The sequence below is a fragment of the Exiguobacterium sp. UBA7533 genome (assembly GCF_002479335.1).
In the GTDB taxonomy this organism is placed as follows: Bacteria; Bacillota; Bacilli; order Exiguobacteriales; family Exiguobacteriaceae; genus Exiguobacterium_A.
In genome coordinates, this window is the sequence record NZ_DLMP01000003.1 from 46,214 (window position 1) to 71,532 (window position 25,319).

Consider the following 25,319-nt stretch of genomic DNA (forward strand, 5'->3'; position numbering starts at 1 on the left):
TTTTAGGATTGAATGAGTTCAACGACGTTGACGTCTACGAGGAGACGATCGATATCTTCTTTCGTACAAAGACCGAAGGAATAAGCAGACGCGCTGCCAGTCGTTACCGCATAGCGGAACGCTTCTTCTGGTGATTTGCCGAGCGCGTGGCTGGCGACGAATCCAGCGACGAGTGAATCTCCGGCACCGACGGAATTGACGAGCTTTCCTGCCGGTGTGTTTGCCGTGTAGGCACCTTGACGATTGACGAGCAGTGCTCCGTCTCCTGCAAATGAGATGACGACATTCTCGGCACCACGCTCGACGAGCTGTTGCGCGTATGGAACGGCCATCTCCTTCGACGTAATCTCGACGTCGAAAATTTCACCGAGTTCATGGTGATTCGGCTTGATTAAAAATGGACCGAGCGGTAAGACTTCAAGCATCGCTTCCTTCGTCGTATCGACGGCGAAGCGGACGTTCCGTTCATTCAAGATCGTCGCGATATGACGATAGAGATCATGCGGTAGACTGCTTGGGATACTGCCTGCGAAGACGACGATGTCACCGGCTTGCATCGTCTTGAATCGGGATAATAAATGCTCCAGCTCTTCCGGTTGAATCTTCGGTCCCGCTGCATTCAGCTCAGATTCTTGATCGGCACGAATCTTTACGTTGATCCGCGTCTCATCTTGAATCGGTGTGAAGTCCGTTAACACGCCTCGTTTCTCGAGTTCCGTCCGGATGAATTGTCCAGTACTTCCTCCAAGGAATCCGAGTGCTTGTGTTTCTACCTCATAGTTTTTTAGGACGAGAGAGACGTTGATTCCTTTCCCTCCGGCCACTTTTTCCGCCTGTTCGACACGATTGACTTGTCCTGCCTCAAATACCGGTAACGTGACATAATAGTCGATTGATGGGTTGAGTGTCAGTGTATAAATCATTTCGCGTTCACCACCTCTGTGTATTGACTGTATTTCGCTGCTTGCTCACTGGATGTCGTCGTGATGATCGTCGCCGCTTGCAAGGACGCCACCCGACTGAAGCTGATCGCATCCAGCTTCGTCTCATCGACGAGTACATACGATTGTTTTGCTAATTCGATCGCTGTCTTCTTTACGAGTGCCTCTTCCGGATCTGGTGTCGTGAAGCCTTGTGCCGGATGAACACCGTTCATCCCAAGGAACGCGACATCAAAATGGTAAATCAACATTCCTTCACGTGCGTTGTAACCGACGAGTGCCTGCGTTGAATGCTTGAGTTGCCCTCCGACGACGAACGTCGGGATACGGTGATAGAGTAACGTGTTCGCTAGAGGAAGACTGTTCGTTACGACCGTAATCGCCTTCTCTTCGAGATACGGAACGATGGCAAGCGTCGTCGTTCCGGCATCGAGATAGACATACATACCGTCTTCAATCAGGTCGGCAGCCGCTCGCGCGATCCGTTCCTTCTCTTCGACATGCTGATCACTCTTCTCGAAGTAACTCAGTTCTTCAATTTGCAAATGGTTTGCTGTTGCTCCCCCGTGCACTCGACGCAGGTGACCTGCTGTCTCGAGTTGTGATAAATCCCGACGAATCGTGGATTCACTCGCACCGGTTTGTTCGACGATCTTTTGCATCTTGACGACTTCTTCTCGGGCTAAAAGCTCAAGGATGAGTTGATGGCGTTTTTTGGTTAACATAAGGTTTCCCTCCGCATCTTTAATATAAAGCGTTTACATATAAAAATCAATCAAAAACGTTCAAAATTTATATAAATTCTTTATAAAACGTTCAAAATACGACTTTTTTCGACATGAAACCGTTCTTATAGTTTCATTATACATCAAAAACGGTCATTTTATGACTGTTTTATTTTTTGAAATCAATCATTTTTTAAATTTTTGACGATTTTCACAAAATAAAAAACCACTTTCCAAAGTAATTTGGAAAGCGGTGAATGCAATTCAATCAATTCGGTCATCTTCGTTCACTGGACTTCATTTTGTAAACGACCGATTCCTTCAATCGATACTTCGACGACATCCCCTGTCTGAAGGTAGACCGGTGGTTTCATACCATGTCCGACACCAGCTGGAGTTCCTGTCGCGATGACATCTCCGGCTTCAAGTGTCATCCCACGTGACACTTCCACTAAAATCGTTACGACGTCACGCAACATTAAGGCGGTTGATCCTGACTGTCGGAGTTGCCCGTTCACACGTGTCTCGACGAGGACGTCACTTGGATCAAAGCTATCCGCTGAGACGATGACCGGTCCAAACGGACAGAACCCATCGAGTGATTTACCACGGAAGAACTGGACGTGTTCTTTTTGTAAATCCCGTGCCGTCACGTCATTGACAATACTGTAGCCAAACACATGATCAAGCGCATTTTCTGGTGTCAGATCACGCCCCGTCTTGCCGATGATGATGGCGAGTTCTCCTTCATAATCCAGTTGCTTCGTCAAATCCGCATGCCGTTCGATTGGTTCGAACGGACCGACGATCGACGTCGGTGCTTTCGTGAACAAGACGAATTTCCCTGCTCCCGCCGTATCCATCTCTTTGATATGATCAGCATAGTTCTTGCCGACGCAAATGACATTTCGTGCTGGTACATACGGTGCGAGTTGTCGCACATCCCCTTTAAGTAGTGGTGCGATATCTAAATCAAGATCAACATCAAACTCACGTGAAATCACTTCAAGCAATGAATCGGTGTAGACTTGCCCTGTTACATCATATGTAGTGCCCTGTTGTTCAACCCCGATGCCAACTTTTCCATCTTGCTCAAATCGAAACCATTTCATCTTAAATGCCCCCTTTATTTTTAGTATAGCGAAACGGATAACCCGTCGCACCTAACCTCTTCAGCCTATATTCAGTCCTAAAATCATTTTACTATTATTTTCAAAGATAGAGCACCATCTATACATGTTACTCAATCGTTCCTCGATCTTGTTGTTCGTTTTATCTGGTGAAAAATTATGAAATCATCCGTTATAAATAGTTATCTCATGAATCATATTGAACAAATAGTACATTTAAATATTGAAACATCCTAAAATTGTTTATTCTTGCGATAAGAAGTTAAACTTTTCTATAGGAATATGATCAACGTTTATTGAACAATTGTATTTTTCTAATATGTTTTGAAGTAATGGAAAAATGTCGTTCAAATTATTTTTTTGTTTAAAATCATCAATAACTTCAACATCAAAGTTCCATCGACATTCTTCTTTATCCTCTAAAAAACCACCCGCCACTATACATAACTCATCATACGTTTCTTGAGTAACTTCCTCAGATGAAATAAGGAGTGCCTTAATATAATTATCATCTCCGAATTCGTCTTCCGAGATTCCATCAATATTTTTTAAATAAGGAAAATCGTCAATTGTGCTAGGACGTTGATAATCAATCAGTATCATGCAATAAATAGGTGGTGTTAAATAACCAGTTCTCAAAAAATATGCTTCGACCGACCTTAAATTGATTATTCTATTCAGGTGGTAATTTTTCATTTAGTGAACCTCGTTTATTTATTAGAGTGAGTTTAATTAATATTTTTAACGTTAGTTCAGATAACTTTCTTTAATAGTTTACACCTTATCACATCATACAACTATCGGATATATAGTACTTATATGACTCGTCAAGATAATAGAAAGGGGTAGCATTCCCATGTACCTAGGAATGCTACCCCTTTGATAAAATTCATTATGCAATCCGTTGCGCTAATCGATCAACAAGAGCCTGAGACTCTTCATTTAATCCTACCAATTCAACTTTTTTGCCGAGTCGTTCATATTTCAAGACGACGTTCTCGATCGCTTCGATGGCTGAATCATCAAATAAGTGACACGCTGAGAAATCGAGCGTGATGATCGATGATAGATCAGCATCGAGCTGGAACTGTTCCGCAAATGCAGTCGTCGACGCAAAGAATAACGGTCCACGGATCGTATAACGGACTCGTTCTGTTTGCTCCTCACGCTCGACTTGGATGCGAGAAATTTTTGACGCGAATAATAACGCTGCAAGCAAAATCCCGACAAGGACACCCATCGATAAGTCATGCGTCAATACCGTCACGAACACGGTCGCGAGCATGACCGCGGAATCACTTTTCGGTGACGTCTTGAGCATCTTGAATGAGCCCCAATCAAACGTCGCATACGAGACGAAGAACATGACACCGACAAGTGCTCCCATTGGAATCGTCATCAATAGATCGTTCATCGTAAACATCAATAGCATCAAAAACACACCTGCTGTCAACGTCGACAAGCGACCGCGTCCACCGGATGTGACATTGATGACTGATTGCCCGATCATCGCACAACCTGGCATTCCACCGAACATACCGGCGATAATGTTCGCAATTCCTTGTCCGCGCGATTCCATCGCTTTGTTCGACGTCGTATCCGTCATTTCATCAACGATTCGTGCTGTCAGTAACGATTCGATCAAACCAACGAATGCGAGTGACAAGGCATATGGGAAGATGATTTGAAGCGTCTCGAGTGAGAACGGGACATCTGGCAAGAAGAAGCTTGGTAACGCCGCTTCGATTTGTCCCATATCCCCGATGACACGGGTATCAAGCGAAAAGACGACTGTTAATACCGTCATGATCGTGATCGCAACAAGTGGCGCCGGAATCGCTTTCGTGACCCGTGGAAATAACAAGATGATGGCGAGTGACGCGGCGACCATCGCATACATAATCCAGTTTTGCCCTTCGAACTGTGGCAATTGCGCCGAGAAAATCAGAATGGCGAGCGCATTGACGAATCCGACCATGACAGCTCGAGGAATGAATCGTAATAACTTGGCAATTCCTAAAAAGCCGAACGCGATTTGTAGAATTCCGGCAAGTATACCGGCAGCTAGTAAATAATCAACACCGTGATCTTTGACGAGCTGAACGACGACGAGTGCCATCGCGCCAGTCGCAGCCGAAATCATTCCAGGGCGACCACCAGCAATCGAGATGACAATTGCAATGATAACGGAAGCGTATAGCCCAACCATCGGGTTGACACCAGCGATCAGCGAAAACGCGATTGCTTCTGGGACGAGTGCTAAGGCAACGACGATTCCGGACAACAAATCCGCTTTTGGTTGCAAGAACCACTCTTTTTTCCATTGAGTAAACATATGATGATTGAGACCCCTTTTCTAACATGAATGATCTCAGTGTAATGGGATTAGTTCCAAAAAGCAACCTTTTTAGGAAGTTTTGGTCCGAATGCGGGCAATCTCATCGACCATCGTTTTATAAGTCGCCATGATTTCCTGGCCCGCAAAGACCGGATCTTCATCCATCGTCTCGAGTGCCCGGCGCAGGAGATGGATTTTCGGTTTCTTACGTTCGAGCAATTCCTCATAGATGAAATCGAGAACTTCTTCATGTGCTTCCTTCGATTCTTCGGAAATCGAAGACAAGGTGATCAAACGCTTCATATGTGCGCTCGTCTTTTCGAATAAATCCTTCCGGATGACGACTTCATCTTGTGGACGATCGAGCCAGACCGATAGGAATCGTGGCGGAATCAATTGTTCCTCCGTCCGACTGACGTCTTCGACGAGATGCGTCAACCGATTGAACACATAGCGGACGACCCGTTCCGGTTGAGTGTTCGGCTCAGATTGACGGAAGAAGTACATTGCATATTGCAACATCCCCGTGTAAATGACTGCTAAATCTAGAAGGTACGGTTCCTTCGTCTGACCGAATAAATCACGTAATCGTTCGAACGTCCACTCGATCTCAAGAAGACGATTGTTTTCCATGAACGTCTTGAGTTCTTTTTCGTTCGAAGCAATGGCCTCTTCGAACAATGTATATAGTTTATATTTTTGCATCAATTCCAAATAACAGTTTCCTTGTTGAATGAACGTCTCGTAATCCGAGACATCCCGTCCGACGAGAATTTCCTTACGCGCGATCCGCATTTTTTCAAAGACGGTATTAAAGACATCAATGAATAATTCGTTTTTAGAGGAGAAGTAATTATAGAACGTCCCTTTAGAAACGTTACTGTGTTCGAGAATATCCTGAATGGATGTCGATTGATAACCCTTTTCGACGAATAGTTGATAGGCAGCATCTAATAATTGTTTCTTTTTTGGATTCATGGTCTTGTCCTTTTCTGTTCATAATTGGTTCGACAACCACTTATTTTAGTGTATGAAGCAAATAATTTGAACTCATTCGACTTCTGCTGGTAAGATAGCCAAGTCAGTCATAGAATTCAAGTCTAACATTTTAGACTCGTAGTACAAAAGGAGCATAACGAAATGCAATCAAGCAAGCAATCATCACGACTTTATTTAATTTTAGCTGTCCTCATGGCAGGTGCGTTCGTTGCGGTCCTAAACTCGACGTTACTCAACATCGCCTTACCGTCGATCATGAAATCGTTCGGTATTCAGGCAAGCACCGCCCAGTGGTTGACGACGGGATATATGCTCGTCAATGGAATCATGATTCCGACGTCAGCATTCCTCGTCCAAAAGTTCTCAACGCGCCAACTGTTCTTGACGGCGATGACATTGTTCTCACTCGGAACGATTATCGCCGGACAAGCACACATCTTCCCGCTTCTACTCGGTGCGCGCATGATGCAGGCGTCGGGTTCCGCGATCATGATGCCACTGTTAATGAACGTTCTCTTGACCGGTTTCCCAATCGAAAAGCGTGGGCAAGCGATGGGAATCTTCGGACTCGTCATCACCTTTGCTCCAGCAATCGGACCGACATTGTCCGGGTGGATTCTTGAACATTATGAGTGGCGGATGTTGTTCCATCTCGTCACACCGATCGCATTGCTCGTACTCTTCACGGGTGCCTTCTTATTGAAGAAAGAGACGGTTCAAAGTTCACTTAAGCTCGATTTGTTCTCACTCGTCCTTTCAAGCTTCGGCTTCGGTGGTTTGTTGTATGGATTTAGTTCCGCCGGTTCTGCCGGATGGGGATCTTGGACGGTCATCGGATCATTGATCATCGGTGTAATCAGTTTGACTTCCTTCATTATACGTCAATTCATGCTCGAAGAACCGATGCTTGAGTTCGGTATTTTCCGGTATCCGATGTTCGCTTTATCGCAAGGGATTTCAATGGTCTTGAACATGTCAATGTTCTCCGCGATGATCTTGATGCCGATCTACATCCAGACAATTCGTGGCATCTCACCATTTCACTCTGGTCTCTTGATGTTACCGGGTGCGATCGTCATGGCGATCATGTCACCAATAACAGGTCGTCTCTTCGACCGATTTGGTGCTCGCATCCTTGCCATCATCGGCTTATCACTGACGGTCTTGACGACGTTCTCATTCAGTCAGCTAGCTGCGGATACGTCATACGCGTTCCTCGTCATCATGTATACGTTACGTTTCCTTGGAATCTCGATGGTCATGATGCCGGTCATGACGAACGGATTGAATCATATTCCACAACATTTGACACCTCACGGTACGGCATTAAACAACACGTTGTCACAAGTATCGGGTGCGATTGGTTCAGGTCTGCTCGTGACGATCATGACATCGCGGACGAAACACCACGTTCCGGAACTCGCTTCACAACCTGAAGCTGCAAATCCGGAATGGTTGCAGATGCAGGCGATGATTGAAGGAATCAATGATACGTTCTTTATCGCGACATTACTCGCACTTGCTGCTTTGATCTTATCGTTTTTCATCAAAAAACGACGGACAACGACACTCGCAGTCGTCGAATCCGTCGATCAAGAACAAAAATATGCATGATTTGATTCTCCCCTGTCTAAAAAGATGGGGGAGTTTTTGTCTAATCCAAACGTTTGTTTAAATGCTGTCGATCATACATTCGTTGATTCGTACTCCCCCGAAAGCTTGTCGTTCGGTCAAGTTTCGATAGGATGAACGGACCATCAATCAATCCATCTAGTCGGCGTAACAAGGGGTGCCATTCTCGATGCTTGATGATCTCTTCCAACACATAGCCCGTATACAAGATCACTTCATAGTCTGGTCCGAGTCGTTCTAGTAGCCGATAGAGCGCTATTGCTTGTAACAACGGTTCCCCACCGGATAGCGTCAGGCGCCGGTGACCGGTTGCTTGAATCCGCGCGACCGTCTCGTCAATTGTCCAAGCTACGCCACCTGCAGGATCCCAGGAGGACGGATTATGACAGCCGGCACAGTGATGCGGACAACCGGCAAGAAATAACACCGTTCGTAAACCGGGACCATCGACGACGGAGTCAGGAAGAAGCGAGAGGACCCGTAACATCGTGTTTCACCCGATTCTGCTCTTCTGCCCGTTTCGCTTCATTCCAGCGGTCCAGCGTACCGACGAGATATCCGGTGATGCGCCGAATGCGTTCGATCGATCCACTCCCGCAAACTGGACATTGATCCTCGATCGTCTGCTCCGTTCGGCAATCAAGACAGCGATCGACGGGATGATTGATTGATCCATAACCGATTCCAGCCTCCGCCATTAAACGAACGATGTCTTCGATTGCTTCCGGATTTCCAGCAAGCGCACCATCCGTCTCGACATAGGTGATATGACCGCCATTACATAATGCATGGAACGGGGCTTCGAGTTGAATCTTCTCACGGATCGTCACGGGCGCATCGACAGGAATGTGAAAGGAATTTGTATAATACGGTCGATCTGTCACTCCTTCGATCTCACCAAAGTCACTGACATCGCGACGTGTGAACTTACCGGATAATCCTTCGGCCGGAGTTGCGAGTAAACTAAAGTTCAACCCTGTCTGTTCGCCAAAATTGTCGACTACCGTCCGCATCGCTTGAATCAATGCAAGACCAATCCGGTGTGCTAGTTCGGAATAACCATGATGACTCCCCGTCAGAACGGACAAACATTCAGCAAGTCCGATGAAGCCGACCGCTAACGTCCCGTGTTTGAGGACCGGACCTACCTGATCCGTATTTCTTAGCGTCTCACCGTCTTTCCAGACGTGTTGATATAAAAATGGAAACTCGTCAGCCGTTCGACTTGCCTGGAACTCATACCGTGCGATGAGTTGCCGGCATGCAAGTCTTGTCGTATCTTGGACGACTTCGAACATTTGATCGACGGTTTGACTCTGGAGTGCCAAACGGACGAGATTGATGCTCGTGAAGGATAAATTACCACGACCTGTGACGGACGGTATGTCTCCACGATCCTCGAATACACGGGTCCGGCATCCCATATACGCGACTTCCGCTTTTCCCGGTTGCTCCTGGTGATTAAATGGTGCATCGAGAAATGCAAAGTTGGGAAACAATCGCTTTCCTGTTACACGTGTAGCGAGTTGAAACAAATCATAGTTTGGGTCCATTGGTGACAGATTGATTCCTTGTTTAACTTTATAGATCTGAATCGGAAAAATCGGTGTCTCACCCTTGCCCAGCCCACGCTCCGTCGCTGTTAGCAAGGCACGTTGGAAGAGCCGCCCTGCATACGTCGTATTCGTTCCATAATTGACGGATAAAAACGGAACCTGTCCACCACCGCGCGAATGCATCGAATTCGTATTATGAATGAATGCTTCACATGCTTGAAACGTTTTTTCATACGTCTCCTGCCATGCATGTCGCTCCCGCTTACGCCGCTTCCAATGCGGAACGAGGTCATTTAGTTTCGTCCATTCCCGTTGATAGGTCTTTTCGACGAACGGCGCTAAATCATCATCAAAGGTTGCGAAGGCTTGTCCGCCATGCTGCATGTTTTGATTCGCCTGGACGATGATTGCCGCAAGGGCGAGGGCAGAACGAATGTCTTGCGCCGGACGGATCGAACCGTGCGTTGTCTGAAATCCGTTTGAGAGTAACTGACCGAGCGGAATTTGGGCACAAGTCGTCGTCCCAGTCACATAATAATCGGCGTCATGAATATACAAAATGTTGTCGTCAAGCGCCTGCAAGACATCCGCTTCGAGATGTCGTCGCATCATCTGCCGTGCTGCTTCCCCAGCAATCCGTTGTAACTTCGCAAGTGGTGTTTTGCCATCAATGTTTGCATTCTCTTGTTCGATCTCTTGCGGTGGTGTGAGTAAGGCTTCTAAGCTCTCCATGATTCTTCTTCCTCTCACGCTTTTTTGTAATCACTATAGCGAGAGTACAGAAACGTTAGCAATCCCTGCACAATTTACGATTTTTTCAACTGTTTCAGCCGTTCTGTCATCAATCTGTTCGATTTATCGTTCAAATGTCTGCATCTTACTCGTTTTAGCCAAGCGCATGAATTTGGACGAATCTCACACGTGAAACGACAAAAAAGAAGAGGCGCATGATATCGCCTCTTCTTCGTCTCTTCATTCTGCTTCGAGTAACGCGTCCGTCGCACTTGGTAACTTGACCCGAAAAACCGTCCCTTCTCCCAAGATCGATTCGACTTCGATGTTGCCATCATGCGCTCGAACGATTTCCTTACAAATCGATAATCCAAGACCTGTTCCGCCGATTTTTCGGCTGTCTGAGTTATCGACACGATAGAACTTGCTGAATAGATGCGGCATCGAATGACTCGGAATCCCGATTCCGAAATCACGGACGCTTAGTTCAATCTGATTGTGCTGATGGGTCAGCGTCACAACGACATCCCCACCGTCCGGTGAGTATTTGACTGCATTATTCAATAGATTTCCAAGTAGCTGTTTCATACTGTTCGCATCTGCTTCGACCATAAAGTCCTGTTCGTCATTCAAATCAAGCTGCAGACTATGTTGTTCCGTCGCTGCTTGATAAAACTGAATTTGTTCCTTGACGATTTCTTTCAGATCAAAGATTTGTTTATCATACTCTTGCTTTCCTGACTCCATCCGCTGGACGTTCAAGAAGTCGCTGACAAGATTGGTCAATCGTTTCGATTCATCATGAATCGTTTGCAAGTATCGCTTGTTCCGCTCGGGATCCAGATCCCGTTTCAACATCAGCTCCGTAAAGCCATAAATCGAAGAGAGCGGTGTTCGAAGTTCATGCGAAACCGTCGAGACGAGTTCTGATTTGACCCGATCAACCTCTGTCTCAGCCGTGACGTCACGAAAGACGAGGATCGTTCCCTTCGACTGTTCTCCATGCGCGATGGCTTCGGCATAAACTTGAATGAAATATTCACCCTGGTCGATCGACAAAGAGAACATGCCCTCAGGGATCTCTCCCGATAAAACTTCTTCAAAGTACGCTTCAAAAGCTTCTTTCTGGTCCATCTGCTCGAACATCGTCTCTGGTTGGACCTCAAGAAACGTCATTGAGTCATTATCTTCCTCGACCTGTAACGACTGGAAGATATCAAATAATGCCTGATTCCCTAAGATCGTCTTTTCCTCATGTTTGATATAAAGAATCGCTTCCCGAACGGAATTCAACAGTTGCGCCGTCTCTTTTCGTTCGTATTCCATCTGTTCATAGAGTGACATCCGCATCAATGAGATCGCGATTTGTTTCGAGAACGATTCCAGTTCCGCTAGATCCTGTTGGTTGAATGGTGCGTCAAACCTTGCTAGATAGAGACAGGCAATCAATTCTTCTTTTGCCGGATCCATGATCGGAATAACACCTTCATAGACGTGATACGGATACTTGATGAGATCGTCGTTCGCGACCTTTTTTGAGGAATGTGCGGTTTCCTTTGAAATCATGACTCGTTTCAGCAGCAATGATTCTGTTTTTAAGCTCTCCTGCTGATCCTCCGTCATCTCCTTAGGAACGACTTGGGCGATCTCATTATTTTTGATCAGCAACAGGGCACCAAATTCCGTCTTCGTCAATCGGACGATCGTACTGATGACAGAAGAATAATCAAATAAACTCTCTTTTGAGGCAAGTGTTTCGATTAATTCGTTCCGATCTTGTAGATGCAACTCGTTCGTCCGGGTCACTTCCAAAGCGTGCTCAAGTTCGTCTTGCTTTTGCGTCAGTACTTCCTGATTGCGTTTCATTTCTTGATTCTTTGCTGACAGTTCCGCATGTTGTGATGAGATCGACCGTGCCATCTGGTAAAACGATGCCGTCAATTGACCGACTTCATTATGGCTGTCGACATCATGCTCGAGCGAAATAGACTTTCCTTCCGCAAGACGACGACTTTTGACATTCAATTCGCGGAGCTGTGATGTCACACGATGAATCAACGGACGGACGATGAACAATAGACAAAATAAAAAAACCATCAAGTTCAAAAACCAGAACCATTGTGTCTTTTGTAACTGGTCGAGTACCTGTTCTTTCGTCCGACCGTCTGCATTGTCCACGTATAAATAACTGGCAACCGATGTGATGACACTTAGTGCAAAGACACTATAAAAAATCGCCATCAACTGCCTGCCCAATTTCTCAGTCATCCAGTGTTTCATATTCATAAATCCTCCTAGCAATAAGTTGCCCTTCGTTCAAGATTGTTTCCTCCTCATCTATTATCATCTAATGATTCCCGGAAACATCTTTCTTGAATCCTTTATGGTCGGGCAGGCGAGAGTCCGATCCCAGTCACGAGGGCAATCGCATCGACAACTTGTCCTTTTGTCAGATCATCCGTCTGAATCTGTTGACTGAACAATGGATCGGTCAGTTGACGTAAGCGTTGTTCTGCCTGTTGACCACCCCATGAATTCGGATGCTCGAAGCGGCTAATCAACCGACGTTTGACAGTCGTCTCCTTCGCCATCAAGGCGATATGACGGACGTCATGACCGTTCGCTCGTAACGTCCCGATGATTTCCTGAAAGTACGCTGGATTCGTCAATGTCATCGGTACGATGATCCGTGCCTTTTCCGTATCGAGCTGCTCGAGGAGCTGTCGATTGAACGCACGCCACAACGGCTCATCCTGAAAGTCATCTTTGTTTGTCGGCAGCTGTGCTCGTAAAAAATAACCCGTCTCTTCCGGGTCAAAAATGTGCGAGCCGTTCCAACGTTGTTGTAATCCGTTTGCTGCAGTCGTCTTACCAACGCCAAACGTACCGTTAATCCAAATAATCATCTTGTTCTCCTCCACCCTGTTTTTGTTGTACTATACTGCTAAAACAGTCGACAAGTTTCAATCGACGATAAAAAAACACTCTGCTAAAGAACAGAGTGTTCACCCATATAACCATGTGATTAAAACCGGTGCGATGACACTGGCACAGACGGCCGTCAAGACCATCGTCAATAGACCGACCGCTCCTTCCCGTTGATCGAGACTCATCGACTTCGTCGCGCCCATGACATGAGCAATTGATGCTAAACCGACCCCACGGCTGACGAAGTGGCGAATCTTCAATCCCGTCATGAGCTTCGGACCAACGATCGATCCAGTTAACCCCGTCAATAAAACGAAGGCAGCCGTCAGCGTCGTCGTCCCACCAGCTTTTTGTGAAATTGCCAAGGCGACAGGTAACGTGACCGACTTCGGTAACAGAGCAAGATTCGTTGTCCGCTCAAGATGAAGCAATAGACCAAGTAACAAATCAGAGCTCATGGCAATACATGTTCCAAGCAAAACACCAAGTCCGATTTCTGGTAGAAAACGCCGAACGTGATGCCGGACGCGGTAGAGCGGAATCGCAAATGCCGTGATTGCCGGACCAAGCATCTTCGATAGATATTGTCCACCTTGCATGTATTCTGCGTGTGAGACTCCAGAATAGACGAGAATTAAGATCAAAACTACCGTTACCGTCAGGATTGGTAACGTCCAGACACGAGGATAACGTTGATAGATGAACATTGCGATACTAAACAATGCAATTGACAGGATGATCCAAAACAGTGCCTCATTCATGTCGTGTCACCGCCTCTTTTCGGTGTGCTAAACGATCGACGATATATGCTGATCCGACTAATGTCAGAAGGCTACTGACGATGACGATCAACACGACCTGTAAGCCGGACGTCCGGAGAAATACGGTATAATCCATGATTCCGGACAGTGCTGGAACAAAGAACAATGGCATGACGAACAGAAGAAATGTCCCGCCCCGTTCAACAGCAACGAGTGGGAGCAGACGGCTTTTTAACGCCAGGTACAGTAGAATCAAGCCGATGATGTTACCGGGTAATGGTAATTGAAAGGTTTCGCTCACCCAGTCCCCACTGAGTGAAAAGCAAAAAATGAGTGCGATTTGAGCAATGATTTGAATAATACGCATAACGCGTGACAGCATGATAAAGGTCCCCTTGTTAACAGTTTCGGGTCCTATTATCCGCCTCTTTCCTTCAACAATCAATGAAATCTAGTGAATCAACCGAAGTAACCGTTCTCATGAAAAACCACACTTTTTTTGTATTAGAACAAACAAAAACTACTCAATCGTGTATCAGTACAATAAATGATTCGAGACGAACGAAAAAGAGGCTGACTCCAAAAAAGAATGACGCGTCTTTTCACGCACTTTCCTCAGGCGAGACACAAGCCAGTTTTCCTGCTTTATACAAGCAGGAAAGCGGATCTTGTTTGTCTCTGAAGCGCATAAATGCGCTTTTTCCTGTAGGAGTTGCGTATGACGCGTCATTCTTTGTAGAAACTAACTTTTGAGTCAGCTCCCTTTTCTATAATCTGAGACGACACCTGAATGGGATCGACTCCTCTTCTTGATCACATGACCCTTTTGAATAACTTCTCGAGTTCATATGTCGTCCATTCAATGATGACTGGACGTCCGTGTGGACACGTGAACGGCATCTCTGTCTTCGCTAAATCATCAATCAACCGACGCATCATCTCATCGTTCAACGGATGATTCGCCTTGATCGATTTCTTACATGCCATCATGATGGCGGCATCTTCCCGATACGTCTCAAGATCGATTTTCCGTTTCATCAATGCCTCATCGAGTAATTCTTGAATCGTCTCTTCCTGTCGATGGGACGGGAACCACGTCGGGACTTCTCGGACGATGAAGCTCTGTGGACCGAACGCTTCGAATTCAATGCCGACGTCTTTTAGTAACGGAAGGATTTCCTCCATTCGTTTCATGTCATCTGACGAGATTTCAAACGTATATGGTAAGAGTAATTGCTGCCGTTGCTCCGGTGGTCGACCGAACATGACTTTATACGTCTCGTATTTGATCCGTTCCTGAGCCGCGTGTTGATCAATCATATACATCCCGTCTTCTCCGGCACAGACGATATAGGACGAATGAAGTTGTCCGATGACGTCGAGGTGTGGAAAGCGCGGACGCGCGTGGGATTCCTCCATCGGTTCGACAACGTCCTGCTTGACCGGTTCGATGGGCTCGAATAGATCATCCTCGTTACTAAATGGCAATGGTTTCTCTACAGAGGGTCGATCGTCCTCTTGCGGTTTTTTCGGAATCGGATAATTCCAGACTGCTCGCGATGACGTCTCCTCGACCGGTTCCGCGACGTAAGAAAAATCGAGTTTCTCTTGACTACTCGGATCCTTTTTCGGTTTCGGTGGCGTCACCTTCGGAATCAACGTCTCTCGGCTGAGCGTCATCTTGATTGTCTCTTGAATCAACTGGCAGAGTTCCATCTCTTTTGAGAGACGAACTTCCCGTTTCGCCGGGTGGACGTTGACGTCAATCAGGAGTGGATCCATCGTCACCTCAATGACGGCAATCGGATACCGTCCAATCGGTAAGAGCGTATGGTAACCGTTCAAGACCGCTTGCGTCAGGGCGAAGTTTTTGACCGAACGTCCATTAAGAATCAACGTGATGTAATTCTTCGAGGCACGGGTCACTTCCGGTTTGACGAGATGACATGTCAGTTGATAATCGGCATTCGCTCCCTTAGCGACCAACGTCCCTTGGATCGTTTGATGACCGTAGACACTCGCCAGTGCTTGCCGGACGTCTCCCGATCCATTCGTCTGAATCAGCGTCTTCCCTTCATGGGTAGCCCGAAGCTTGACGTCCGGATGGGCGAACGCCATTCGGTTCAACACGTCCGTGATTGCGGCAAGCTCCGTATGCGTCGTCTTTAAATATTTGAGCCGAGCCGGTGTATTGAAGAAGAGATGCTCGACTGTCAATTCCGTTCCTCGGTTCATGGCAGCTGGTGTCCGCTGAACGACCGTTCCGTACTCAAGCGTCACTTGAATCCCTTCCGCGTCCTCGCGTTTCGTCTTCAACGTCACTTTACTGACGGACGCGATCGAGGCAAGGGCCTCTCCGCGAAAACCAAGTGTCTTGATTCGGAACAAGTCATGCTCGTCCTTAATCTTACTCGTCGCGTGACGAACGAAAGCCAGTTCAGCGTCATCCGGGTAAAACCCGTGTCCGTTGTCACGGATCGTCATCCGTTTCATTCCGGCTTCTTCGAGTTCGACATCGATTTGGGTCGCACCGGCATCAAGTGCGTTCTCGACCAGTTCCTTGACGACCGACGCTGGTCGTTCGACGACTTCTCCCGCCGCGATCCGGTTCGCTAAACTATCGGATAATTCACGAATGATTCCCACTGCATTCTCCTCACTTTCTCGCTTCGGCTTGTAGACGATACAGCGTATTCAATGCCTCGAGTGGCGTCATATTGATCAAATCAAGACTCGCCATCGTCTCACGCAGCGGATCCGCATCTGAGAACAGACTGAGTTGATCAATCGGCTCCTCCTGAACAGGAGCTTTTACAGGTGCTGCGACCGGAACAGGCTCAGACTGCTCGAACTCGGACAAGAGGACTTGCGCCCGTTCGATCAGACTATCTGGTAAATCAGCTAACCGTGCGACATGGATTCCGTACGATTGGTCGGCTTTTCCGTCGCGTACTTCATGTAAGAAGACGACACGCCCATCTTGTTCAACGGCACGGACATGAACGTTCGCTAATCGATCAATCGATTCTTCGAGCACCGTCAGTTCATGATAATGGGTCGAAAATAGCGTCTTCGCTCCAACGTGCCGGGCGATGTGTTCAACGATTGCTTGTGCGAGTGCCATCCCGTCGTACGTCGAGGTCCCGCGACCAATTTCATCAAGCAGGATCAAAGACCGGTCCGTTGCACGCGTCAAGGCTTCTTGTGTCTCGACCATCTCGACCATGAATGTCGACTGTCCACTGACGAGGTCGTCTGCTGCCCCGATCCGGGTGAAGATTTGATCGAAGATCGGCAGTTCCGCTTGAGCAGCTGGTACGAACGAGCCAATTTGATGCAATAAAGCAATCAAGGCGAACTGTCGCATATAGGTCGATTTACCGGACATGTTCGGTCCAGTGATCAACAGCATCTCGCGTCCTTCGTTTAAGGTAATCCCGTTCGCGACGTATTCACCGCGCGGTAAGACTGTCTCGATGACCGGGTGACGTCCTTCCTGAATATCAACCGTTCGGCCGGTCGTCGTGATTGGTCGGACATAGTCGTGTGTTTCGGCAATCTCAGCCAGTGCGACGAGGACGTCGAGTTCCGCAATCCGGCGACTGACGCGCTGTAAGCTTTCGATATGTCCTTTGACTTCGTCACGCACTCCACAGAAGAGATCGTACTCGAGCGTGACACTTTTCTCTTCCGCACCAAGGATCAGCGCTTCTTTTTCTTTTAATTCCGGTGTGATATAACGCTCAGCATTGGCGAGTGTCTGCTTCCGTTCATACCGTCCTTCCGGTAACAGTTTGGCATTTGCACGCGAGACCTCGATGTAATAGCCGAAGACACGGTTGTAACCGATCTTCAACGTCTTGATGCCAGTCGCTGCCCGTTCACTGGCTTCAAGTGTCGCAAGCCATGTCTTGCCGTCTTTTGAAGCGACGAGTAACTCATCGAGGTCTGCTGAATAACCAGCCTTAATCATTCCGCCCTCTTTCGTTGAGATCGGTGGGGCTTCAACGAAAGCACGATCGAGTAGATCGCTCAACTCATCGTGCGGATCGAGTCCGAGACTGAGTTGACCGAGACGTTCACTCATCATCTCCTCAAGCGCTGATTGAATGCGGGGAATCAATCGCAACGTCGACTTCAATTGAACGAGGTCGCGCGCAGACGCTGTTCCATACCCGACTTTCGCGACGAGTCGCTCGAGATCATAGACTTCGCGTAACGTATCTTTTAGTTGTTGACGCTCGAAATAGTGTTGCAACAATTCCTCGACGGCGTCGAGCCGTTCCGTGATGACGCGTTCCGATAACAACGGTTTTTCTAACCAGCGTTTCAGCATCCGTCCGCCCATCGCTGTACCTGTCACGTCAAGTAGACCAAGCAACGAACCCTTTTTATCTCCTGTCCGTGCCGAGCGAACGAGCTCGAGATTCTTGACCGTATTCGGCTCGAGTTGCATGAAGTCACTCGCTTCATAGACGACAGCAGGTTGCAGATGTGTCAACGCCCGTTTTTGTGTATCGTGCATATAGGCATAGAGCACCGCAAAGGCTTCCGCTTGGGCTGTATCAATCGCACGGTCGCCGTGCGGATGCGGCTCGCGCCGTAAGCTACGTGTCAGTGGAATCCGTAAGTGTGCGAGCGCCGTCTCATGTTCCTCTGTCGTGACGATGATTTCCCGTGGCAGGATGATGCTCAGTTCCTTGATCACACCGTCGAGTGTCGCAACGCTTGTCAAGGCACTCTCACCTGTCGAGACATCTCCGCGGGCAATCCCAAAGCGACCGTCCTGTTCGACGACCGCGACTAAGTACCGATTCTCTTTTTCCGTCAATGCGGACATCAACGTTCCCGGCGTGATGACTTGGATGACTTCGCGTTTGACGAGTCCTTTCGTCAACTTCGGATCCTCGACTTGATCGCAAAGTGCCACTTTATAACCACGCTCGATCAACTGTTCGATATAGCCGTTCGCCGCGTGATGGGGCACGCCACACATCGGAATCGGATGTTCCGCGTTTTTACCGTTTTTCGCCGTCAGCGTCAACTCCAGTTCATGGGCGACCTTTTTGGCATCCTCAAAGAATAATTCATAAAAATCACCGAGCCGATAAAACAAGAAAGCGTCCGGATAATCCGCCTTGATCGAGAAGTATTGTTTCATCATCGGAGTGTTGTGTACTGCTTCCATTCTTCCACCTCATTCGTCGAAAAAGCCGACGGATGTCCGTCGGCTTTTCGTTCATTTCGTGATTAGTAGCCGCAACCGCCGCTTTTGTTTTCTGCTTCCATGCCGCTACCTGTCTTACCTGCAAGAACGTCTCCGTCCGTCGCTTCGATGATTTGATCCGTAATCCCGTTCGAGATCGTCACCGTGATGTATTGGAGAAGTCCGTTGACTTCTTCTTGTGTTTCTTGGAACTGTTGGACGACAGGCATCTCATCGAGCTCAGCGAACAATTTATCGAGCTTCGCTTCGACACGTGCGAGTGCTTCTGTTTTGCCGTAATGTTGGCAGTTGACTGCCTCTTTTTGAAGGAACTTGATTTGTTTCATCATCTTTTGGACTTTTTCATTCCCATTGATGTTGGCTTCTGCCGCTTTGAATCGTTCTACTTCCGGTGTCTCTGAAATCATTTTGGCGATTTCATTGGCTTTTTCGATGATTTGTTCATCTGTATACATCCACATTCGTCCCCTCTATCGTTAGCGAACACGTCGCTTCCCTTAGCATTTCTGAACGATTCCTCGTTCTATCGCATTCATTATACCGTTCTGACGATAGAGTGACAAGAATAGTTCCTTATTCAATCGAACGCCATAATAGATAGGCAGCGTGACTGCGAACAGGAGCGAATTCCTCTGCCAGTCGCGTCGCTTCTTCTACTGTCGGTCGATATCCAAGTAATCGTTCAAAAGCCCGTAATATCCCAATGTCCGATGCCGGGAAAAGATCCGGACGACCGTACCCGAACATCAGGACGTTTTGAACCGTCCATGGTCCGACACCTTTCAGTGCAATCAATGTCTCAGCGATTTCTGCGTCGGTCGCTGACGTCAATTCCTCATAATTAATCTCTGCTGTTGCTACCCCGAGTAGATAATCGACTTTACGTCCTGATAGTTGCAGAGCGAGCAAGTCCTCGCGACGCGCTGCCGCTAGTTGGCGCGGTGTCGGCGGTAGGATGATTCCATCCTTGACCGTTCCGAATGTCCGAAAGACACGTTCCGTCAACGTATGCGCAAACGACAGATTGATTTGTTGATGGATGATCGAACGAATTAAGGCCGTGAACGGTGAATGATCAAGAACGAGCCGTTCGTCGCCGAACTGTTCGACGATCGCATGTAATGACGTCGTCTTAAGACGCTGCGCAGGATTCGGCTCACTGAGTCGAAAGCGTCGCTTGAGTTGTGCCAACACCGCTGCTTGCGGTCCTGAACCGTCAATCCGTAACGTGAAGCCGTCGATATCTTCAACCGTCGTAATATACGCCTGTTCTTCAACGAAGATTGGAACAACGAGTCGCCCATTCTGTTCGATTTGTAACGGGTCTTCCGTCAAACGAGACACGATTCCTTTAAAATCAAATGCTTCCGACAACGTTAGATCATACGTCCACCGACTCATCCGACGAACACCTTGATGGCACCGAGGATCAAACCGATGATGAATCCACACAATGCTCCGTTGACCCGGATCCATTGCAAGTCACTGCCAACCTTATCCTCGATCATGTGAATGAGTGTCTCGGTATCGAACCGATTCAAGTTCTCGCGCACGAGTCCACCGATTTTTTTGTGATTTTGTTCGACGAAACGCACGAGTTGCTCCTTCATCCACTGATCACTGCTATCCTTGAACGTCGGATGCTGTTCCCAGTCGTCTAAAGCGCGCGAAAGCATCGGCATCGCCCGTTCCGTCCAGAAAGCGTCTGACGTCAAATAGCGTTCGAGCTCGATCAGACCAGCGTCATATGCACGTTCAATGACCGGAACGAAGTCAAACCGGTCGACCTCACTTGCCTTCCAAGCATCGATTTTCGCGAGACGCTCTTCATCAATCGACAACTGTGCCAGGTTACGACGCAGATGATCGAGAATCGCGAGTCGATTCGGATGATGGACGTGTCGCATATCTTGAATGACCGTCAACAAGACGCCTTGAATGACCAGACTGAGTTTTTCTTCCGAATAGACTTTTTGGACGGTTCGCGCCGTCACCCGCAAAAACGTATTCTTTTCTTGGTCAATCATTGCCGTATAAGCAAGGCGGCCAATCTGATCGCGAATGATCGGATCTTCGAGAAGACGTTGGCCGTAATCGAGTAACTGATCCATCAGCCACTCGTCGAGTCGACGTTCCTCATTCAACTCCATCGCCCGGACCGCCAGCCGTTTGGACGGATACGCTTTGATCGTCTCCGTCACCCGTGTATTCGCAAACTCAAGAATTGCCTCTTTCGGTAGTTTCCGAATCAAACCCATCAACAGCTCGGTGACGGTTGCTCGAAAGGCAGGTAAGACCAGAATCGAACGTAAAATTTTGATGACACGATCTGCAAGCGTCATATGTTGCAGCTTCGCAACGATACTTTCTTTGTTCAGTAAGTCCGTCTCGAGCATATGAACAATCGATTCGATGACCCGTTCCCGATTTTTCGGCAATAGGTTCGTATGGGGAATCTTTAAGCCAAGCGGATGACGAAACAGCGCCGTGATCGCGAACCAGTCGGCAATCCCACCGACGAGTCCGGCTTCAAAACCACTCTGGAGCCAAAAGACCCACGCATTTTCTTTAAATGGCAATGAGACGACGAATCCGACCGCCATGAAAATCAACGAAACGGTCGCAAGCCGCCGTGTCGATGTTTTAGGTTGTTCAAATGATGACACATCGTTTCCTCCTTCAACTGAGTCACTTATCTACCTTACGAACGGGACAAGGATTAGGTTTCGACACGAAAGAGCCCCAGTCATCGACTGGGACTCCCTATGTACTTAAAACGTGTATTCACCAAAACGGTCGCCATCCCATGTCGCGGTTGCCGTTGAGACAAAATAGACCAGTCCGTTGCCGAATGTATTTTCCATTAATGAAACGAGTTGTTGACCATTTGTCTGTTCAACGAACGCTAATCGGACTTCTTCTTTCCCTTGATAAATCCGTTCGTAGACACTTAAACCGCGTGCATTGAGAAACGTACGCGCCGACTCGAATTGAATCGGACCGACTTCAGGTCGTCGTTCCTGAATGAACGACTGACATTTTTGCTCGAATGTCTCCATGGTTCTTCACTCCTTCTCTCTTTTTGTTCATGGATATCATGTTCCCGACTCTTCCTCATCATAATCCTCAAATGTGAAAAAAGCGACAGATGCGTCGCTTCTTTCATCATTTTACGACGATTTCTCACAATCTGACTCCAAACTGTCGGGCAGCATGGATTGCAGACGTCGTCGCACCGATCGTTCCAGCACCCGGAAAGATGGTATCGCCGATTGCAAAGAAATGATCGACACCTGTTCGAAACGGTGCCGCGAATAGGAGACTCGTACTCGGACGTTGCGGATATCCACCGACCCCACCATCCGGACGGAACGTATAGCGGACCCATGCACCTGGTCCACCCGGATGGCGTTCGATTGCCTGTTGCGCGAAGCCAGGAAACTGCTGTTCGAGAATGGCTTCGAAGATCGCCGACATCGTCTCGACTTGTCCGTCATAGCGTTTCCGGTTCGTCTTATCAAACGTACCAATCGGAACATGGCATGACATCGTCAGCGTCCGCTGACCAACTGGTGCACGTAATCGATCATCCGGACGGGACAGCGAGATGAAGGCATGACCTGAAGGTAAGGACGGATCATGAACTTGCCGGAATGCTTCGTCAGACAAAATGAGTGCCTCTGGAATCGCCGCATAATACGTAAAGGTCGCCCATTGCTGTAATTTTTCCTGTCGTCGGTACGTTCGTCGTAACGTTCGTCGCATATCCATGCTGACGACTTCCCGGATGCCTTCAAGTGGAACCGCACAGATGACAGCATCAGCAAGCATCAAGCGTCCTCGGCGATCCTCAATCAAAAATCCATCTGTTGTCTTTCGAATCGACGTGACTTTTCGCCCAAGGAGACAGGTTGCCCCGCTCTCCTCTGCTGTCTCTTTCAATTGCTCTGCTAGTCGGTACAAGCCTCCCGGAACATAATAGGCACCTTCATGATAAATCGATAAGGCGACGGCTCCTAGTAAAGCTGAGGCCTCCTGCCCTGTCTGCATGCTGTCGAGCAAAATCCCATCGATCACTTGTGCGAATAACGTATCCGCTAGTCGATGTTTTCGTAACAAATGACCAATCGTCAGCGGAAAATACGGCAAGAGAACAACACTTTTCGCGTGACGGACTAACCGCCGGACGTCTGCTGGATCTTGAAGTGGTAATGCTGGAAGTTCTGCCATTAGCGGACGAATCATCTCGTGAATCTGCTCGATTTCAGCAAAGAAAGCCTGAATCGACGATGCCTGCTCCGGAAAATGTGACGTCAATTCGGTTAGAAACGCAACACGATCCTGATAATAATGAATCGTCCGTCCTGCGATGCGAATCGTCATGACGACATCGAGCGACTCGACCTGATGTGTTACTCCAAGATGATCAAGAACACGGGCGTGAATACCACCGGGCTCAAACCCCATTCCGAGTGTCGCCCCTACCGGATACGTCAGGTCCCGGCGCGTGAACTTCCCGGCTGATCCCCCCCATTCACGGCTTCCTTCAAGGACGGTAACAGTATGTCCTTCTTGTGCAATCAGAGCCGCAGCCGTTAAACCTGCAATTCCTCCGCCGACGATGACGACGTGTTTCATGATGATTCCTCCTCCGTGACCCGATTTTCTTTAAACAGGAAATTGCGGATTTCGCGGAAGACCGGCTCCCGGCGATGAATCGTGAAGTGATCATATTTATACGATTTTGTCTGGATATTATCCGTGTAGTTCTCGAGTGCAAAGGAACTCTTTAACGAAATCAGATTGAAATCGCCTCCTTTGGCACCAAACGAATAGACGAGTACATCGCGCGGCCACGTCTCGAGCCGCTTAGTTAAATTGTTCATCGCTGGTGAGCCCTTCGCGAGATCACGAATGGCGGGACTGTTCGTATTCGTGCCAAGCGATGCGAGCGTCAACCCGAGTTTTGCATAATCGGAGCCGGCGATTGGTGAGTCGAGTGTCACAACTTTTCGGACGTGATACGGCATCTCTTCTTGGACCGTATAGGCGACGACATCCACACCACCCATGCTGTGCCCGACGAGCTGGATATCGGCAAAGGTCGCTTTTTGTTTCGCATCATACGCAGCAATCGCTGCATTCAACCACTTTTGTTGATCGGCAAGGCTCGCCTCGTCGTCTGCAAAGACGATTCGGACAAGCGGGTAGCCGGTTGGCGAGGGTGTGACGCTACAAGTCGCTTTCCCAGAACGAGTCACGTCACATCGACCGCCATCATCGGCAACTTTTTTTTTCGTGAAGTTCTGAATCATTGGGACGAACGTCCGCTCTGTACCGAACAATCCATGGACGAGGAACGTCGGTACGATTTCACTCTTTCCTTGCGTAACGATCTGACGCGTTGGCGGTGGAGCACTCGATGTATCTTCCGCGAATAGCCACCATGCCCCTCCTCCGACAATCAAACAGACAAGGAGCGAAATACTGATTGTCTTAAACTGTTGCCGACGCAAACGACGGACACGGTGAAAGATCCAATAAAGCAATAAGCCAACACCGATCAATAATACAACACCGGTGATGATCCAGCCTGTCGGATTTGGTACATAGGCAATCAACTGTAGTTGGTTTGCTTTCGTTCCGTATAATTTCCATGACACATCATGGTAATTCGACCAGTCGATCTTTTCTCCGTTTTGGAGACCAATCACTTTCGGACCGTGGAGCTTGATCTCGATATCGGCTTGGCGAATATAACGATCAGCAAGTTTCTTGACTTGACCCGTCGGTTGATACCCTTTGATGTTCAGGCGATCGATACTTAGATCGATGTTCGTATCAAGTCGATACGTATCAAACCAAAATCCGTCTGATTTTTTCATGTCGAACTTCGTATCAGGTGGAATGAGAATCCCACCGATGCCCGTCTTCCATTCGTCTTTGATCGACGTCATGTCCTTGAAGTTCGCAAATGTCTTCTGCATCCGGATGCCTTCGTAGTCATCCTTCGTCTTGAACGTCTTTGCCGCATAGCCATTCTTTTCTGCCTGTTTGACATAACCTTTCCAATTCGGATTTAGATTCAGTAAACGCGCCACTGGATGTTCCTTTGCGGCATATGTCGTTTTTAAGGTGACGCTCTGATCGGTATGGATCGTTGCATCGTACTGGATGCGAATACACCCCCCAAGGAGTAGTGTCAGCATCAAAAATGAGAGCAGTATCCCTTTCTTCTTCATACTCATCAGGTCACATCCTTTCCTTATCTATTATTCCCTATCTCGCAAAAGTAAAAACGGTCGACTTTGATTCTTTCGTCATGACGCACTTCAGGCAGCGGATCGCTG

21 protein-coding genes are annotated in these 25,319 nt (G+C 47.9%); 1 reads left to right on the forward strand and 20 read right to left on the reverse strand.

What is annotated here, in order from left to right; translation table 11 throughout:
• Positions 1 to 2: 2 nt before the first annotated feature.
• The 6 genes from pfkB to B2U10_RS05800 all read right to left on the reverse strand — a co-directional run bounded on the left by pfkB (position 3) and on the right by B2U10_RS05800 (position 6,112).
• Entirely contained in the window at positions 3 to 923 is a 921-nt protein-coding gene (gene pfkB / locus B2U10_RS05775; RefSeq protein ID WP_035408794.1) for a 1-phosphofructokinase, read from the reverse strand.
• Positions 920 to 1,666 (reverse strand): DeoR/GlpR family DNA-binding transcription regulator, encoded by a 747-nt coding sequence (locus tag B2U10_RS05780; RefSeq protein ID WP_035408796.1) that lies wholly within the window; start codon positions 1,664 to 1,666, stop codon positions 920 to 922. Before B2U10_RS05780 ends, pfkB begins: the two co-directional genes overlap by 4 nt.
• 287 nt (positions 1,667 to 1,953) lie before the next feature.
• On the reverse strand, positions 1,954 to 2,778 hold the full coding sequence (locus tag B2U10_RS05785; protein ID WP_035408799.1) for a fumarylacetoacetate hydrolase family protein: 825 nt from the start codon (positions 2,776 to 2,778) through the stop codon (positions 1,954 to 1,956).
• A gap of 261 nt (positions 2,779 to 3,039) precedes the next feature.
• Positions 3,040 to 3,492: a hypothetical protein gene (locus B2U10_RS05790; protein ID WP_056060482.1), complete on the reverse strand. Its 453-nt coding sequence runs from the start codon at positions 3,490 to 3,492 to the stop codon at positions 3,040 to 3,042.
• Between the two features lie 196 nt (positions 3,493 to 3,688).
• Positions 3,689 to 5,131: a SulP family inorganic anion transporter gene (locus B2U10_RS05795; protein ID WP_035408806.1), complete on the reverse strand. Its 1,443-nt coding sequence runs from the start codon at positions 5,129 to 5,131 to the stop codon at positions 3,689 to 3,691.
• A gap of 72 nt (positions 5,132 to 5,203) precedes the next feature.
• Entirely contained in the window at positions 5,204 to 6,112 is a 909-nt protein-coding gene (locus B2U10_RS05800) for a TetR/AcrR family transcriptional regulator (protein ID WP_035408809.1), read from the reverse strand.
• A gap of 162 nt (positions 6,113 to 6,274) precedes the next feature.
• Between B2U10_RS05800 and B2U10_RS05805 the strand changes: the two genes are divergently transcribed.
• Complete coding sequence (locus tag B2U10_RS05805; protein ID WP_035408812.1) at positions 6,275 to 7,747, forward strand: DHA2 family efflux MFS transporter permease subunit; 1,473 nt, start codon at positions 6,275 to 6,277, stop codon at positions 7,745 to 7,747.
• 40 nt (positions 7,748 to 7,787) lie between these two features.
• Here B2U10_RS05805 and B2U10_RS05810 read toward each other — a convergent pair whose 3' ends face one another.
• From B2U10_RS05810 to B2U10_RS05875, 14 genes are all read right to left on the reverse strand, one after another.
• Positions 7,788 to 8,252 (reverse strand): 4Fe-4S single cluster domain-containing protein, encoded by a 465-nt coding sequence (locus B2U10_RS05810; RefSeq protein ID WP_035408815.1) that lies wholly within the window; start codon positions 8,250 to 8,252, stop codon positions 7,788 to 7,790.
• A complete protein-coding gene (locus B2U10_RS05815) occupies positions 8,224 to 10,053 on the reverse strand; it encodes an anaerobic ribonucleoside triphosphate reductase (protein ID WP_035408818.1) in 1,830 nt (609 codons plus the stop codon). The genes B2U10_RS05810 and B2U10_RS05815 overlap by 29 nt, the downstream gene beginning before the upstream one ends.
• A gap of 240 nt (positions 10,054 to 10,293) precedes the next feature.
• Positions 10,294 to 12,333, reverse strand: a complete 2,040-nt coding sequence (locus B2U10_RS05820) for an ATP-binding protein (RefSeq protein ID WP_035408821.1) — start codon at positions 12,331 to 12,333, stop codon at positions 10,294 to 10,296.
• Between the two features lie 101 nt (positions 12,334 to 12,434).
• A complete protein-coding gene (locus B2U10_RS05825) occupies positions 12,435 to 12,959 on the reverse strand; it encodes an AAA family ATPase (protein WP_035408824.1) in 525 nt (174 codons plus the stop codon).
• 99 nt (positions 12,960 to 13,058) lie between these two features.
• Positions 13,059 to 13,742: an LrgB family protein gene (locus tag B2U10_RS05830; protein ID WP_035408827.1), complete on the reverse strand. Its 684-nt coding sequence runs from the start codon at positions 13,740 to 13,742 to the stop codon at positions 13,059 to 13,061.
• Entirely contained in the window at positions 13,735 to 14,124 is a 390-nt protein-coding gene (locus B2U10_RS05835; protein ID WP_052019064.1) for a CidA/LrgA family protein, read from the reverse strand. Before B2U10_RS05835 ends, B2U10_RS05830 begins: the two co-directional genes overlap by 8 nt.
• 431 nt (positions 14,125 to 14,555) lie before the next feature.
• Positions 14,556 to 16,388 (reverse strand): DNA mismatch repair endonuclease MutL, encoded by a 1,833-nt coding sequence (gene mutL / locus B2U10_RS05840; protein ID WP_056060460.1) that lies wholly within the window; start codon positions 16,386 to 16,388, stop codon positions 14,556 to 14,558.
• 10 nt (positions 16,389 to 16,398) lie between these two features.
• Positions 16,399 to 18,930, reverse strand: coding sequence for a DNA mismatch repair protein MutS (gene mutS / locus B2U10_RS05845; protein ID WP_290786295.1), 2,532 nt, complete (start codon positions 18,928 to 18,930; stop codon positions 16,399 to 16,401).
• 62 nt (positions 18,931 to 18,992) lie between these two features.
• Positions 18,993 to 19,430 carry a RicAFT regulatory complex protein RicA family protein gene (locus B2U10_RS05850; RefSeq protein WP_023467714.1) on the reverse strand — a complete coding sequence of 146 codons (438 nt, stop codon included), beginning with the start codon at positions 19,428 to 19,430 and terminating at the stop codon, positions 18,993 to 18,995.
• Between the two features lie 112 nt (positions 19,431 to 19,542).
• Positions 19,543 to 20,370, reverse strand: a complete 828-nt coding sequence (locus B2U10_RS05855) for a DNA-3-methyladenine glycosylase family protein (protein ID WP_290786298.1) — start codon at positions 20,368 to 20,370, stop codon at positions 19,543 to 19,545.
• The gene (locus B2U10_RS05860; RefSeq protein ID WP_290776311.1) at positions 20,367 to 21,635 is read right to left on the reverse strand and encodes a DUF445 domain-containing protein; all 1,269 of its coding nucleotides are present in this window, start codon (positions 21,633 to 21,635) and stop codon (positions 20,367 to 20,369) included. The genes B2U10_RS05855 and B2U10_RS05860 overlap by 4 nt, the downstream gene beginning before the upstream one ends.
• Before the next feature lie 105 nt (positions 21,636 to 21,740).
• Positions 21,741 to 22,028 carry a hypothetical protein gene (locus tag B2U10_RS05865; RefSeq protein ID WP_029341204.1) on the reverse strand — a complete coding sequence of 96 codons (288 nt, stop codon included), beginning with the start codon at positions 22,026 to 22,028 and terminating at the stop codon, positions 21,741 to 21,743.
• A gap of 124 nt (positions 22,029 to 22,152) precedes the next feature.
• Positions 22,153 to 23,607 carry a phytoene desaturase family protein gene (locus B2U10_RS05870; RefSeq protein WP_290786301.1) on the reverse strand — a complete coding sequence of 485 codons (1,455 nt, stop codon included), beginning with the start codon at positions 23,605 to 23,607 and terminating at the stop codon, positions 22,153 to 22,155.
• Positions 23,604 to 25,220 (reverse strand): alpha/beta hydrolase, encoded by a 1,617-nt coding sequence (locus tag B2U10_RS05875; RefSeq protein ID WP_414655313.1) that lies wholly within the window; start codon positions 25,218 to 25,220, stop codon positions 23,604 to 23,606. The genes B2U10_RS05870 and B2U10_RS05875 overlap by 4 nt, the downstream gene beginning before the upstream one ends.
• Positions 25,221 to 25,319: the final 99 nt, after the last annotated feature.

What these genes read in the sequence shown, in the direction of transcription:
- B2U10_RS05870 (WP_290786301.1), bottom strand. Translation starts at nt 23,607, where the DNA reads ATGAAACACGTCGTCATCGTCGGCGGAGGAATTGCAGGTTTAACGGCT.
- B2U10_RS05800 (WP_035408809.1), bottom strand. Translation starts at nt 6,112, where the DNA reads ATGAATCCAAAAAAGAAACAATTATTAGATGCTGCCTATCAACTATTC.
- B2U10_RS05785 (WP_035408799.1), bottom strand. Translation starts at nt 2,778, where the DNA reads ATGAAATGGTTTCGATTTGAGCAAGATGGAAAAGTTGGCATCGGGGTT.
- B2U10_RS05835 (WP_052019064.1), bottom strand. Translation starts at nt 14,124, where the DNA reads ATGCTGTCACGCGTTATGCGTATTATTCAAATCATTGCTCAAATCGCA.
- B2U10_RS05865 (WP_029341204.1), bottom strand. Translation starts at nt 22,028, where the DNA reads ATGGAGACATTCGAGCAAAAATGTCAGTCGTTCATTCAGGAACGACGA.
- B2U10_RS05830 (WP_035408827.1), bottom strand. Translation starts at nt 13,742, where the DNA reads ATGAATGAGGCACTGTTTTGGATCATCCTGTCAATTGCATTGTTTAGT.
- mutS (WP_290786295.1), bottom strand. Translation starts at nt 18,930, where the DNA reads ATGGAAGCAGTACACAACACTCCGATGATGAAACAATACTTCTCGATC.
- B2U10_RS05780 (WP_035408796.1), bottom strand. Translation starts at nt 1,666, where the DNA reads ATGTTAACCAAAAAACGCCATCAACTCATCCTTGAGCTTTTAGCCCGA.
- pfkB (WP_035408794.1), bottom strand. Translation starts at nt 923, where the DNA reads ATGATTTATACACTGACACTCAACCCATCAATCGACTATTATGTCACG.
- B2U10_RS05850 (WP_023467714.1), bottom strand. Translation starts at nt 19,430, where the DNA reads ATGTGGATGTATACAGATGAACAAATCATCGAAAAAGCCAATGAAATC.
- B2U10_RS05790 (WP_056060482.1), bottom strand. Translation starts at nt 3,492, where the DNA reads ATGAAAAATTACCACCTGAATAGAATAATCAATTTAAGGTCGGTCGAA.
- B2U10_RS05855 (WP_290786298.1), bottom strand. Translation starts at nt 20,370, where the DNA reads ATGAGTCGGTGGACGTATGATCTAACGTTGTCGGAAGCATTTGATTTT.
- B2U10_RS05815 (WP_035408818.1), bottom strand. Translation starts at nt 10,053, where the DNA reads ATGGAGAGCTTAGAAGCCTTACTCACACCACCGCAAGAGATCGAACAA.
- B2U10_RS05810 (WP_035408815.1), bottom strand. Translation starts at nt 8,252, where the DNA reads ATGTTACGGGTCCTCTCGCTTCTTCCTGACTCCGTCGTCGATGGTCCC.
- B2U10_RS05805 (WP_035408812.1), top strand. Translation starts at nt 6,275, where the DNA reads ATGCAATCAAGCAAGCAATCATCACGACTTTATTTAATTTTAGCTGTC.
- B2U10_RS05795 (WP_035408806.1), bottom strand. Translation starts at nt 5,131, where the DNA reads ATGTTTACTCAATGGAAAAAAGAGTGGTTCTTGCAACCAAAAGCGGAT.
- B2U10_RS05820 (WP_035408821.1), bottom strand. Translation starts at nt 12,333, where the DNA reads ATGAAACACTGGATGACTGAGAAATTGGGCAGGCAGTTGATGGCGATT.
- B2U10_RS05825 (WP_035408824.1), bottom strand. Translation starts at nt 12,959, where the DNA reads ATGATTATTTGGATTAACGGTACGTTTGGCGTTGGTAAGACGACTGCA.